Raw genomic sequence first — 13,637 nt, forward strand, 5'->3', positions numbered from 1 at the left:
CTCACCAAGTCTGCGATCTTTAGGGGGCCTGAGAGGGTGATCCCCCACACTGGTACTGAGACACGGACCAGACTCCTACGGGAGGCAGCAGTGAGGAATATTGGACAATGGGTGCGAGCCTGATCCAGCCATCCCGCGTGAAGGACGACGGCCCTATGGGTTGTAAACTTCTTTTGTATAGGGATAAACCTACCCTCGTGAGGGTAGCTGAAGGTACTATACGAATAAGCACCGGCTAACTCCGTGCCAGCAGCCGCGGTAATACGGAGGGTGCAAGCGTTATCCGGATTTATTGGGTTTAAAGGGTCCGTAGGCGGATCTGTAAGTCAGTGGTGAAATCTCACAGCTTAACTGTGAAACTGCCATTGATACTGCAGGTCTTGAGTGTTGTTGAAGTAGCTGGAATAAGTAGTGTAGCGTGAAATGCATAGATATTACTTAGAACACCAATTGCGAAGGCAGGTTACTAAGCAACAACTGACGCTGATGGACGAAAGCGTGGGGAGCGAACAGGATTAGATACCCTGGTAGTCCACGCCGTAAACGATGCTAACTCGTTTTTGGATTTTCGGATTCAGAGACTAAGCGAAAGTGATAAGTTAGCCACCTGGGGAGTACGTTCGCAAGAATGAAACTCAAAGGAATTGACGGGGGCCCCGCACAAGCGGTGGATTATGTGGTTTAATTCGATGATACGCGAGGAACCTTACCAAGGCTTAAATGGGAAATGACAGGTTAGAAATAGACTTTTCTTCGGACATTTTTCAAGGTGCTGCATGGTTGTCGTCAGCTCGTGCCGTGAGGTGTTAGGTTAAGTCCTGCAACGAGCGCACCCCTGTCACTAGTTGCCATCATTAAGTTGGGGACTCTAGTGAGACTGCTACGCAAGTAGAGAGGAAGGTGGGGATGACGTCAAATCATCACGGCCCTTACGCCTTGGGCCACACACGTAATACAATGGCCGGTACAGAGGGCAGCTACACAGCGATGTGATGCAAATCTCGAAAGCCGGTCTCAGTTCGGATTGGAGTCTGCAACTCGACTCTATGAAGCTGGAATCGCTAGTAATCGCGCATCAGCCATGGCGCGGTGAATACGTTCCCGGGCCTTGTACACACCGCCCGTCAAGCCATGGAAGTCTGGGGTACCTGAAGTCGGTGACCGTAACAGGAGCTGCCTAGGGTAAAACAGGTAACTAGGGCTAAGTCGTAACAAGGTAGCCGTACCGGAAGGTGCGGCTGGAACATCTCATTTTAGAGCGTCTTATGACGTTAAACAAAATCAGTACGCAAGTACATATACTTACTTAAAGTATAGCTTTAGTTTTTTGTTTGGTTGGTTTATAAGTAAAAAGGTAAAAGTGAAAAGAGCCAAGTAATTGGATCTTAAAAAATTACTCATTACCCATTACTTATAGATATATAAAAAAATAAAACCCACTAGAAATTAGTATAGGGAAGAGATACAAGAGCCCAGAGCCAAGAACCAAGACGAATGAAAGTTTTGTATCTAGCATCTAGGATCTATAAGTCTAAACAGACAGTCTCGTAGCTCAGCTGGTTAGAGCGCTACACTGATAATGTAGAGGTCGGCAGTTCGAGCCTGCCCGAGACTACTAATTGAAAAAGACGGGAAGATAAAAGAGCCAAGAGCCAAGACTACCAAGTAAAAAAGTCTTGAATCTAGCATCTTGAATCTCTTAGTCTACTAGCGGGGAATTAGCTCAGCTGGCTAGAGCGCCTGCCTTGCACGCAGGAGGTCAAGGGTTCGACTCCCTTATTCTCCACAGTTTTGGAAGATTGATTTAAAAGTTACGGATGGAGCCAAAAACAACATCTGTTCATCAGTCGGAAAAGAAGAATTAAAGATCATTGACATTAACGGTAAAGACATCACAAAGAGAAAACCGAGCGCATAAAGCGCTTGAGTAACCAATAGGAAAGAAATCGTTAAGGGCGTATGGCGGATGCCTAGGCTTTCAGAGGCGAAGAAGGACGTGGTAAGCTGCGAAAAGCTGCGGGGATTGGCACACACGAATTGATCCGCAGATGTCCGAATGGGGCAACCCAATACATTGAAGATGTATTACCTCTTAGGAGGAGCAAACCCGGAGAACTGAAACATCTAAGTACCCGGAGAAAAGAAATCGAAGAGATTCCGTAAGTAGTGGCGAGCGAAAGCGGATTAGCCCAAAAGCTAATATGTTTAATAGAATGTTCTGGAAAGAACAGCCATAGAGGGTGATAGCCCCGTATATGAAAGGCATATTTGAGTGATAATGAGTAGGGCGGGACACGTGAAATCCTGTCTGAATATGGGGGGACCATCCTCCAAGGCTAAATACTCCTGAAAGACCGATAGTGAACAAGTACTGTGAAGGAAAGGTGAAAAGCACTTCGAATAGAAGGGTGAAATAGAACCTGAAACCGTACGCCTACAAGCGGTCGGAGCAGCATTAAGCTGTGACGGCGTGCCTTTTGCATAATGAGCCTACGAGTTAATTTTACTAGCGAGGTTAAGGTATTAAGTACCGGAGCCGGAGCGAAAGCGAGTCTGAATAGGGCGCATAGTTAGTAGGATTAGACGCGAAACCTTGTGATCTACCCATGGGCAGGTTGAAGCTCTGGTAACACAGAGTGGAGGACCGAACCGGTTGACGTTGAAAAGTCTTCGGATGACCTGTGGGTAGGGGTGAAAGGCCAATCAAACTGGGAGATAGCTCGTACTCTCCGAAATGCATTTAGGTGCAGCGTCGATGTTAAGTTTATTAGAGGTAGAGCTACTGATTGGATGCGGGGGTTTCACCACCTACCAATTCCTGACAAACTCCGAATGCTAATAAATGTTCGTCGGCAGTGAGGGCATGGGTGCTAAGGTCCATGTCCGAGAGGGAAAGAACCCAGACCAACAGCTAAGGTCCCAAAATATATGTTAAGTTGAAGCAACGCGGTTGGACTGCATTGACAGCTAGGATGTTGGCTTGGAAGCAGCCATTCATTTAAAGAGTGCGTAACAGCTCACTAGTCGAGCGGTCCGGCATGGATAATAATCGGGCATAAACATATTACCGAAGCTATGGATTTATATTTTAGATATATCTGGTAGGAGAGCATTCTATTTGCGCCGAAGCAGTACTGTGAGGTATTGTGGAGCGGATAGAAAAGAAAATGTAGGCATAAGTAACGATAAAGCAGGCGAGAAACCTGCTCACCGAAAGACCAAGGCTTCCTCAGCCATGCTAATCAGCTGAGGGTTAGTCGGGACCTAACGCGAACCCGAAAGGGGTAGTGGATGGACAATGGGTTAATATTCCCATACTTGCTCACGAATAAAGGGGACGGTTGGATGTAGCTGCTGGAGACTGACGGAATAGTCAAGGCCTAGCCTTCGGGCGAAGCTGCTGCAGTGTAATCTGATCCAAGAAAAGCCGAAGTGAAGCAACCCGTACCAAAACCGACACAGGTGGTCGAGGAGAGAATCCTAAGGTGCTCGAGTGAGTCGTGGCTAAGGAACTAGGCAAAATAGTCTCGTAACTTCGGAAGAAGAGACGCCATCAGCAATGGTGGCCGCAGTGAAGAGGCCCAGGCGACTGTTTATCAAAAACACAGGACTCTGCTAAATCGAAAGATGCTGTATAGGGTCTGACACCTGCCCGGTGCTGGAAGGTTAAGGAAGGTGCTTAGGGTTAAACCGAAGGCATTAACTGAAGCCCCAGTAAACGGCGGCCGTAACTATAACGGTCCTAAGGTAGCGAAATTCCTTGTCGGGTAAGTTCCGACCTGCACGAATGGTGTAACGATCTGGGCACTGTCTCAGCCACGAGCTCGGTGAAATTGTAGTATCGGTGAAGATGCCGATTACCCGCAATGGGACGAAAAGACCCTGTGAACCTTTACTATAACTTCGTATTGACTTTGAGTAAGTAATGTGTAGGATAGGTGGGAGGCTTTGAAGCAGGCACGCTAGTGTTTGTGGAGCCAACGTTGAAATACCACCCTTTACTTACTTGGAGCCTAACTTCTTTAAGAAGGACATTGCGTGGTGGGTAGTTTGACTGGGGTGGTCGCCTCCAAAAGAGTAACGGAGGCTTTCAAAGGTACCCTCAGCACGCTTGGTAACCGTGCGTAGAGTGTAATGGCATAAGGGTGCTTGACTGTGAGACCAACAAGTCGATCAGGTGCGAAAGCAGGACATAGTGATCCGGTGGTTCCGTATGGAAGGGCCATCGCTCATAGGATAAAAGGTACTCCGGGGATAACAGGCTAGTCTCCCCCAAGAGCTCACATCGACGGGGAGGTTCGGCACCTCGATGTCGGCTCGTCACATCCTGGGGCTGGAGAAGGTCCCAAGGGTTGGGCTGTTCGCCCATTAAAGTGGCACGCGAGCTGGGTTCAGAACGTCGTGAGACAGTTCGGTCTCTATCTATTGCGGGCGTTAGATGTTTGAGAGGGCTTGATTCTAGTACGAGAGGACCGAATTGAACAAACCTCTGGTGTATCAGTTGTACCGCCAGGTGCACCGCTGAGTAGCTACGTTTGGAAGAGATAAGCACTGAAAGCATATAAGTGCGAAACTCGCCTCAAGATGAGACATCTTTTAAGGGTCGTTGTAGATGACGACGTTGATAGGCTATAGGTGTAAAGACAGTAATGTCATAGCCAAGTAGTACTAATTACCCGTAGATTTATAGTCTATGGTTACTAATATAAACCAGGTGCTTTATGTGCATTGAAGGTTTTGTCTTTGTGAAAGTTTTTATCGATTAAAACAGGTATCAGATGACAGATACAAGGTATCAGGTAGCAGTTGAAACAGCTATTACCTCTTCCCTAGGATCTTCCAACTGAACCTTATATACCTTCTTTAGGGTGGTTTTAGCGGTGGGGCTCACCTGTTCCCATTCCGAACACAGAAGTTAAGCCCACCAGCGCCGATGGTACTGCTAACGCGGGAGAGTAGGCCGCCGCCAGTTTTTATTTTATTTTTAAAAAACCTTTATCATTGCGATAAAGGTTTTTTTGTTTTATACATATAGGGTAATAGTCTTTACCATTATTACACTTTTTTATCCCACAGCATTAGTCACTCCCTAGAAGTCTAAACAAGGTTTTCTATACAATTAGAATAGCAGAGAGATGATCAAATAATCCGGATTCCTGTGGAATGAGACAATGGAAATAGAGTTGTATCCTTACGTCTGCCATATTCCATAAGAAATAATTGATCTGCAATATTGAAAACTATAGACTGATTATCCCGTCCTAATACCGAACTCCAAATCCAGTAACTCTATACCTCGCACCCCGCAGCGTTGTCGACCTATCATTTATCGAAAAACGTTATACCGAACCAGCTTTTAATTAAATTTCACCAATTGATGAAAAAATAGTATTTTAGACAAGCGTTATCCGAAAAGCTTAAATAGAGTAGTAAACAATTAAAACTAATTAACTATGAAAAATCTAGTGAGGATTTCAAGAGAGAGTTTAAAATCACTTAAAGGAAGTGCAGGACCTGCATGTCTGGAAGAATTGCAGTTTAGAATGTGCTATCCTCCAGGGTGGCCTAATGGAATTTGTCTGAGCTACTATCAATGCTGTATGAGACTTGGCGGGCCAATAGAATTTTGTAAAGAAGAATATGGTAAATAGAATACGTTCTATTTTCAAAGAATAATAAAAAATCGGCTGTCTCACATTGAGACAGTCGATTTTATTTTTTATTTATGAATGATCAAACCTGTATTACTCCTAAATTGAATTTTTCAGTAATAGGAGAATGATTGGCCGCTTCAATACCCATAGAAATCCATTTTCTGGTATCTGCCGGGTTAATAATTGCATCTGTCCATAATCTTGCAGCTGCATAAGTTGATTCAGTCTGTTTTTGATATTTCTTTGAAATCGTATCCAGAATTTCGTTATGCTCTTCTTCGGAGATTTCTTTCCCTTGTTTTTTAAGGGTAGATTCCTGGATCTGAGCTAATACTTTTGCTGCTTGTGCACCCCCCATTACGGCTAAATCTGCCCAAGGCCATGCAACAATTAATCTAGGGTCATAAGCTTTTCCACACATTGCGTAGTTTCCTGCTCCATAGGAATTTCCTGTAATGATGGTAAATTTAGGAACTACAGAATTCGAAACAGCATTTACCATTTTAGCGCCATCTTTGATGATTCCGCCATGTTCTGATTTTGAACCTACCATGAATCCGGTAACATCCTGTAAGAAGATTAAAGGTATTTTTCTCTGATTACAGTTGGCAATGAATCGGGTAGCTTTATCAGCAGAATCAGAATAAATTACCCCTCCAAACTGCATTTCTCCTTTTCCACTTTTCACCAGCTTTCTCTGATTGGCTACAATTCCTACAGACCAACCATCAACTCTAGCTGTTGCACAGATGATACTTTTACCGTAGTCTGGTTTATATTCGTCATACTCGGAATTATCAACAATACATTTGATAATTTCAAAGGTGTCATATTGCTCAGCTCTTGAAACCGGCATAATTCCGAAAATATTTTCTGGATTTTCTTTTGGCGGGAAACTTTCTATTCTGTCAAAGCCTGCTTTCTCAGTACTTCCGATGGATTTCATGATGGTTTTGATTCTATTTAAAGCATCTTTATCATCTTTCGCTTTATAATCTGTTACACCAGAAATAGAACAGTGAGTAGTCGCTCCGCCTAATGTTTCATTATCAATACTTTCTCCGATTGCTGCCTTTACAAGATAGCTTCCGGCAAGGAAAATAGAACCTGTTTTATCCACAATCATGGCTTCATCACTCATGATTGGAAGATAAGCTCCTCCAGCTACACAGCTGCCCATTACGGCAGAGATCTGGATAATTCCCATAGAACTCATCTTAGCATTATTTCTGAAAATTCTTCCAAAATGCTCTTTATCCGGGAAAATTTCATCCTGCATAGGCAGATAAACTCCTGCAGAATCTACAAGGTAAATAATAGGAAGTTTGTTTTCCATGGCAATTTCCTGTGCTCTCAGGTTTTTCTTTCCTGTGATGGGAAACCAGGCACCGGCCTTTACAGAAGCATCATTGGCAACAATAATACACTGTCTTCCCGAAACATATCCAATGACTACTACAACACCTCCGCTAGGGCATCCTCCATGCTCCGGGTACATCTCGTATCCTGCAAATGCACCTACTTCTATAGAATCTGAATCTTTATCGAGAAGATAATCTATCCTTTCTCTTGCTGTCATTTTTCCTTCATCACGAAGCTTTTGAAGCCTCTTCTCACCTCCTCCTTTTTTGATTTCAGTGAGTAAGCGATTTATTTCAGATAATTTTAATCTGTTCTGATCTTCTCGTTTATTGAATTCGATGTCCATAAAATTTTCAATTTTTTACGCTTAAAGATACTATTTTTATGAGGAATATGAATTGGAAGTAAAACAGATGTTTAATTATTTGGTTTTTAGTAAATTGTGAAATTTTTAACTAAAAAATATTTTTAAATAATTTATATTTTTTCTAACTTTACATAAGAGTAATGGAGGGTGATAACCTCCGAAAATTACTCTGTTCCTAGTTTATTTTTTTAATAGTTTATTATTTGAAGGCCCTGAAAGTTTAACAAATTTTCAGGGTTTTTTTGTGGCGTATGTCTTATTTAAATTTTTATTATCTTTTTTAAGATTAAACCTATCTTTTTATCAATATTTGGAATTGTGATTTGTAAATTTGCAGGGTTAAAATTAAAAGGAGATAGGTTATGCATAAATTGGCACTTTTCAGGTTGCACTTAATAGTATTTTTGTGGGGGTTCACTGCAATTTTGGGAAAATTGATTCAGGCCAATGCGCAAATTCTGGTATTTTACAGGATGCTGTTTGCTTCTGTTTTTCTTTTTGTATTCATCAGAGTGTTTAAAAAGGAAAGTATAAAGGTTTCCAAAAAAATATTTTTTCAGCTGGCAGCTATTGGTTTTGCTATGGCGCTTCATTGGTATTGTTTTTTTTATTCTATTAAAGTTTCCAATGTTTCTATTGCCTTAAGCTGTCTTTCTCTGTCTACTCTTTTTGCTTCCATTCTGGAGCCTATTATTTTCAAAAGGAAGATAGATATTTCTGAAGTAGTAATGGGAACCGTTATTGTGGCCTGTATACTTTTGATCTTCAAAACAGAATTTCATTTTAAAGAAGGGATTATTTATGGAATCCTATGTGCTGTGTTTGGGACTATTTTTTCAGTCTTTAACGGTAAAATGTTTGGTAAAACGAGTTCAGGAAACATTATTTTTTATGAAATTTTCTGTGGTTGGTTTATTTTAATGTTATTCTATCTGATTTCGGGTCAAATTTTTCAGATGAATGAAATAAACTATAGAGATTTGGCGTTAATATGCTTGTTAGCAAGTGTTTTCACTGCTTTTCCTATGCTGGAATCGGTGAATTTAATGAAATATATATCACCTTTTACTTTAATTTTAACAGTTAATTTAGAACCGGTCTACGGAATTATACTAGCTTTTTTTATCTTTGGGGAATCAGAACATATGAGCCCTATATTTTATGTCGCTTCAGGTGTTATGATACTGGCAATCATTGCAAATGGATTAATAAAAGCCAGAAAAACTAAAAACTTAAACTAAGCATCAAATTTATATGATGAAAAAATATTTTTTACTTGCATTTTCACTGCTGTTTGGGCTGTCTCAATCTCAGATTATCAGGAAATATTCCAATGAATTCTTAAATATCGGTGCCGGAGCAAGAGGTCTTGCCATGGGAGGAGCAGTAATCACCAATCAGGATGATGTATATGCACCTATGTGGAACCCCGCAGGTTTGATGTCTATTGAAAAAGACTGGCAGGCGGCAGCAATGCACGCAGAATACTTTGAGTCTATCGCAAAATATGATTATCTGGCATATGCAAAAGTACTTGAAGAAGGTGTTTTTGGTGTTTCGGTAGTGAGACTAGGGGTAGACAATATTTTGAATACCACCCAGATGATTGATTCGGAAGGGAATATTGATTATGATAAAATCACCAAGTTTTCTCAGTCTGATTATGCTGCTATCCTTTCTTATGCATTCCGACCGGGAGGCAATCCTAAACTGGATGTGGGGGTGAATGCTAAAATTGTCTACAGAAACGTAGGTAAATTTGCGAACGGGTATGGATTCGGTTTTGATGTGGGAGCTATTTATAAAGCAGATAGCGGATGGAAGTTTGGAGGTATGGTAAGAGATATTACCACTACCGTCAACTTCTGGTCGATCAATCAGAAAGAACTTTCTACTGTTGTAAACGGGGAAGAATTCAACCCTGCACCAAAAGATAAACTGGAACTTACAATGCCCAAACTGAATGTGGGTGCCAGTAAATTATTTGAAATCAATAGCAGTGTGTATGTATTGCCGGAAGCAGGTATTAATGTAGATTTTGCTAAAACTGCTTCATTGATTTCCACAGACTTTGCCAGTATCAGTCCATATGCCGGAGCTGAACTGGGATATCAGAAAATGATTTTTGTGAGATTGGGGATCAACAGATTCCAGTCTATTACAGATATAGAAGATCTTAAAAGAAAAGTTTCTTTCCAGCCAAGCGCAGGTGTTGGGATCAGATACAGAGGGCTTACACTGGATTATGCCATTACGAATTCAGGGATAGGCGGGTCTAATTTCTATTCCAATTTCTTCTCGCTGAAGCTGGATATGGGAGCATTCAGAAACGATTAAAATAATAAAAATGAAAAAGGTATCAACGTTTTTGTTGGCAGTATGCTCAATAATGATTTTTGCACAAAAAGTTTCAGACTATAAATATGTGACAGTTCCTGAAAAATTTGAAACATTTAAGGAGGATTATGGGTTGAAAGACTTTTTTACCAAAGCTTTAAAAGGTAAAAAATATATAATACTTCCAGTCATTAAAGATAACTGGCCTTCAGAAGCCAGAAATAATTTCTGTAATGTAGTGAATGCGGATGTTATTAATGATAAAAGCTTATTCAAGAATAAAGTAATAGTACAGTTTAAAGACTGTAATAATAATATGATTCTGGAGGCTAAGGGTGGTTCAAAGATCAAAGAATTTGAAGAAGGCTTACAGGATGCTTTGAGAGAAGCTTTAATAAAAATGCCGATTTCTAATCCTATTGCACTATTGCCTTCTGCAACTACTAATACTATTACTCACAATTCATCTGATGAATCTGTAAAATCTACAGCAACTCCTGAATCTAGTAATTTCTCAAACGGGAAAATAAACCTTCAGAAAATACAGATTGATCCTAGTCAGTTTATTTTGGCTAAATCTGGCAGTTCTGTTCCATTTGCAGCATTTAAAACTACTTCTAAAGATTCTGTTTTCATTGTAAAGCTGGATAATGGAAGTACAACAATAGGATATTTTGAAAACGGAAATATTGTGATAGATATTCCACAGGCAGACGGAAAATATTCCAAAGAGGTATTTATGGCAAAATAATCTTAACAAGTATCAGAATAAAAAAATATAAAAGGCTCTTGAAAATAAGAGCCTTTTACAGTATATATGCTGATGTGTTTTTCATAGTTCCGGAAATTTGAAATAAGGATTTATCTTTTTTGAAAAGAACAAGTACCATAAAGATGTGAGAAAATAAGTTCGCATCTATAAGGCAAATGAAATGTTAAAAAGATTTATAAATTGAGGATAATTTTCATAGTATTATCGTTATTAGTTAACAATACTAATTTATGAAAAAATTATATATAATACTATTATTTAATAAAATATTCATTTATTTCTTTGTTTTGTTATTTTTATTTCATTTTACTTTGAAAAATTGTTGCTTTTTTATCCCTTGTTAATGAAATAGAAAATAGTTGTGAAATCCTATGAAAAGTGGATTTTTATTAAGAAAATTTAACAGTTTATACCACAACGCAATTAATTGGCATTAAAAAACTCCCAAATTACTTTTGCCTTACTTTTCCCTAAAATTTCTTCCAGAGTCTCCAGATTTGCCTCTTTAATGCGTTTTACAGACTTTAATTTAGATAAAAGAAGTTCAATAGTTTTCTCTCCAACCCCCGGAATTTCTTCCAGCTCAGATTTTATGGTAGAATTTTTCCTTCTGGTTCTGTGATGTTTCACCCCAAATCGGTGAGCTTCATCACGTACACGCTGAAGAATTTTCAAGGTTTCGGATTTTTTATCCAGATATAAAGGAATAGGATCTTCCGGGAAAAAGATCTCTTCCAGCCTTTTAGCGATTCCTACAATGGTAATTTTTCCGTAAAGCCCTAATAATCTCAGGCTCTTTACAGCAGAAGACAGCTGTCCTTTTCCTCCGTCTATCAGAATCAGCTGGGGAAGATTTTCACCTTCATCAAGCATTCTTTTATAACGGCGGTAGATGACTTCTTCCATGGTTGCAAAATCATTGGGACCTTCCACTGTTTTAGGATGGAAAATTCTATAATCTGCTTTACTAGGCTTGCCATCTTTGAAAACAACACAGGCAGATACAGGATTGGTTCCCTGGATATTTGAGTTATCAAACCCTTCAATATGTCTTGGTTCTACAGGCATTCTCAGAAGTTTTTGCATTTCTGCCATAATTCTGTTGGTATGCCTTTCAGGATCTACAATCTGAACCTGTTTCAGCTTTTCCAGGCGGTATTCTTTCGCATTCTTCTCAGAAAGCTCTACAATTCTTTTTTTATCTCCTACTTTAGGAACAATCAGCTTAACATTCGGAATTTCTACAGACAGATGAAATGGTAAAAGAACTTCTTTGGAATCAGAAGAGAATTTCTGGCGAATTTCAATCAAAGCTTCTTCCATAATATCTTCATCCGTTTCTTCAAGAATCTTTTTGATTTCTGTGGTGAAACTCTGGATGATATTTCCGTTTCTGATTTTAAAGAAATTGACATATGCTGCCGTTTCATCACTGGTCATTCCGAAAACATCCACATCATCAATATTCGGGTTGACTACTGTATTTTTAGCCTGATAATCCTCTAAAATATCCAGTCTTTCCTTAATGATCTGAGCTTCCTCAAACTGAAGATTCGAAGCCAGCTTCATCATCTGATTGACCAGATAATCTTTAGCTTTCCGGAAATCTCCTTTGATAATTCCGCGGATGGCATCTATTTTCTCATCATAATCTGCCTTGCTTTCAAGATCTTCACATGGTCCTTCACAATTTTTGATATGATATTCCAGGCATACTTTATATTTTCCGTCTGCTATCTTGGAAGGAGAGAGATTCAGATTACAGGTTCTGAGCTTGTAAATATGCTTTATGGTATCCAACAAGATCTTTGCAGGACGTACTTTTGCATAGGGTCCGTAATATTCTGATCCGTCTTTAATGACGTTTCTCGTTAGAAAAATTCTCGGAAAATCTTCATTTTTGATGCAAATCCATGGATAGGTTTTATCATCCTTCAGCATGACATTGTAAAACGGCTGATGTTCTTTGATCAGATTGTTTTCCAATAAAAGGGCATCATATTCACTGTTTACAATGGTTGTTTCCAGCCGCTGGATTTTACCCACCATTATTTTGATTCTGTATCCGGAAAGATTTTTGTTGAAATAGGAGAGAACCCTTTTTTTCAGATTTTTAGCTTTCCCAACATACAAAAGCTGTTCGTTTTTATCATAATAACGATAAACGCCGGGTTCGGATGGTAAGGTTTTGAGCTGTAGTTCTAAAGAAGGATTCATACAACAAAATTAAGGAAACTTTCCCTATTTAAAAAAAGAAAAACCTGCAGATGATTCTACAGGTTCCGGTATTTTGACTGAACGTTTTATCCGTGGTTCATTTCAGTATACTGGTAGATAAGAAAGCTTAAATAGTTCCATTCTACAGAATTTTTTGGATATTTTTTCATGAATTCGGGATTGTCTCCAAACAAAAAGTCATAGTTATCTTCAAAATCATCTTTGTGAAGCCACATTACCTTATTGCCTTTCCTTACATAATAAGACTTGATAACGCCGCCGCCAAATGCGGGAGCGCCTGCAAAGCCTGTAGTAGCTGTTTCTGAGGCAAAAGGATCATGGTAAACGGAAATAAGTTCATTAAATTCAGGATTGATGACCTGCATTAAAAAAGCTCTAGGTTCCTTTTTATTCTTTAATGAAACAATCTGATTTTCATACGGAACAGCATCATCGGTCACCGATTTACCATACTTTTTGGTACTGTAATTTCTCATGTTTGAAATAAATTTAGCTGCTTTTATAGATTTTTCAGTCTCTGTAGGGTATAAATACATTTCAGCAATATCTGCCGCAGTAAATTTCATAGGTTTTTTTGTATCTACATCTTCGATCGTAATAGAAAGAATCTGCCCTCTCTGTTTTTCCCAAGATTTACTGTAGCCCTGATGTTCAGTGTTGTCCTTTAAGATAATGGTGGAAACTTTTTTATCTGTTGCCGTATTGAAACCTTCATTAAACAGATAACGGTTCATTTCTTTTCTTTCTTCTTTGGAGTATTTTACTTTTTGCGCGAAAGCAGTAGTACCTGCAACGCATAAAGCAAGCAGTAGAGTTTTCATTCTCATGTCTATTGGTTTTAATTTTCGGGGCTAAAAGTAATAAATTAATTTACTTCTTTTTATAAAAATCTACAAGATTGAAATTT

The 13,637-nt window shown here is 39.4% G+C and carries 7 protein-coding genes, 2 tRNA genes and 3 rRNA genes; 9 read left to right on the top strand and 3 right to left on the bottom strand.

The genetic code is table 11. The annotated features are described in order from the left end of the window. The 6 genes from CLU97_RS20745 to CLU97_RS23495 all read left to right on the top strand — a co-directional run. Positions 1-1,254: ribosomal RNA gene (locus tag CLU97_RS20745) — 16S ribosomal RNA — on the top strand; the annotation flags it as partial. A 287-nt stretch (positions 1,255-1,541) separates the two neighbouring features. Then, positions 1,542-1,615 (top strand) — tRNA-Ile (locus CLU97_RS20750). Between the two features lie 97 nt (positions 1,616-1,712). Further along, a tRNA-Ala gene (locus tag CLU97_RS20755) sits at positions 1,713-1,786 on the top strand. 153 nt (positions 1,787-1,939) lie between these two features. Then, a 23S ribosomal RNA gene (locus tag CLU97_RS20760) occupies positions 1,940-4,692 on the top strand. 172 nt (positions 4,693-4,864) lie between these two features. Next, a 5S ribosomal RNA gene (gene rrf / locus CLU97_RS20765) occupies positions 4,865-4,972 on the top strand. Positions 4,973-5,453: 481 nt separating this feature from the next. Further along, entirely contained in the window at positions 5,454-5,651 is a 198-nt protein-coding gene (locus CLU97_RS23495; protein WP_147436531.1) for a hypothetical protein, read from the top strand. An 82-nt stretch (positions 5,652-5,733) separates the two neighbouring features. On the opposite strand, the gene CLU97_RS20770 is transcribed toward CLU97_RS23495, so the two are convergent. After that, positions 5,734-7,362 (bottom strand): acyl-CoA carboxylase subunit beta, encoded by a 1,629-nt coding sequence (locus tag CLU97_RS20770; RefSeq protein WP_121489806.1) that lies wholly within the window; start codon positions 7,360-7,362, stop codon positions 5,734-5,736. A gap of 383 nt (positions 7,363-7,745) precedes the next feature. Between CLU97_RS20770 and CLU97_RS20775 the strand changes: the two genes are divergently transcribed. Genes CLU97_RS20775 through CLU97_RS20785 form a run of 3 tightly spaced genes read left to right on the top strand, consistent with a single transcriptional unit; the run spans position 7,746 to position 10,471 of the window. Then, on the top strand, positions 7,746-8,624 hold the full coding sequence (locus tag CLU97_RS20775; protein ID WP_121489807.1) for a DMT family transporter: 879 nt from the start codon (positions 7,746-7,748) through the stop codon (positions 8,622-8,624). A gap of 13 nt (positions 8,625-8,637) precedes the next feature. Next, a complete protein-coding gene (locus CLU97_RS20780) occupies positions 8,638-9,720 on the top strand; it encodes a PorV/PorQ family protein (protein ID WP_121489808.1) in 1,083 nt (360 codons plus the stop codon). 10 nt (positions 9,721-9,730) lie between these two features. Continuing rightward, positions 9,731-10,471 carry a hypothetical protein gene (locus tag CLU97_RS20785; RefSeq protein WP_121489809.1) on the top strand — a complete coding sequence of 247 codons (741 nt, stop codon included), beginning with the start codon at positions 9,731-9,733 and terminating at the stop codon, positions 10,469-10,471. 444 nt (positions 10,472-10,915) lie between these two features. Here CLU97_RS20785 and uvrC read toward each other — a convergent pair whose 3' ends face one another. Continuing rightward, on the bottom strand, positions 10,916-12,709 hold the full coding sequence (gene uvrC / locus CLU97_RS20790) for an excinuclease ABC subunit UvrC (RefSeq protein ID WP_121489810.1): 1,794 nt from the start codon (positions 12,707-12,709) through the stop codon (positions 10,916-10,918). 86 nt (positions 12,710-12,795) lie between these two features. After that, complete coding sequence (locus tag CLU97_RS20795; protein ID WP_228437888.1) at positions 12,796-13,551, bottom strand: hypothetical protein; 756 nt, start codon at positions 13,549-13,551, stop codon at positions 12,796-12,798. Positions 13,552-13,637: the final 86 nt, after the last annotated feature.

It is taken from the genome of Chryseobacterium sp. 7 (assembly GCF_003663845.1).
Classification (GTDB): Bacteria; Bacteroidota; Bacteroidia; order Flavobacteriales; family Weeksellaceae; genus Chryseobacterium.

Excerpts from the sequence above, each read along its gene's own strand:
- CLU97_RS23495 (WP_147436531.1), top strand. The coding sequence starts at position 5,454 with ATGAAAAATCTAGTGAGGATTTCAAGAGAGAGTTTAAAATCACTTAAA.
- CLU97_RS20770 (WP_121489806.1), bottom strand. The coding sequence starts at position 7,362 with ATGGACATCGAATTCAATAAACGAGAAGATCAGAACAGATTAAAATTA.
- CLU97_RS20775 (WP_121489807.1), top strand. The coding sequence starts at position 7,746 with ATGCATAAATTGGCACTTTTCAGGTTGCACTTAATAGTATTTTTGTGG.
- CLU97_RS20780 (WP_121489808.1), top strand. The coding sequence starts at position 8,638 with ATGATGAAAAAATATTTTTTACTTGCATTTTCACTGCTGTTTGGGCTG.
- CLU97_RS20785 (WP_121489809.1), top strand. The coding sequence starts at position 9,731 with ATGAAAAAGGTATCAACGTTTTTGTTGGCAGTATGCTCAATAATGATT.
- uvrC (WP_121489810.1), bottom strand. The coding sequence starts at position 12,709 with ATGAATCCTTCTTTAGAACTACAGCTCAAAACCTTACCATCCGAACCC.
- CLU97_RS20795 (WP_228437888.1), bottom strand. The coding sequence starts at position 13,551 with ATGAAAACTCTACTGCTTGCTTTATGCGTTGCAGGTACTACTGCTTTC.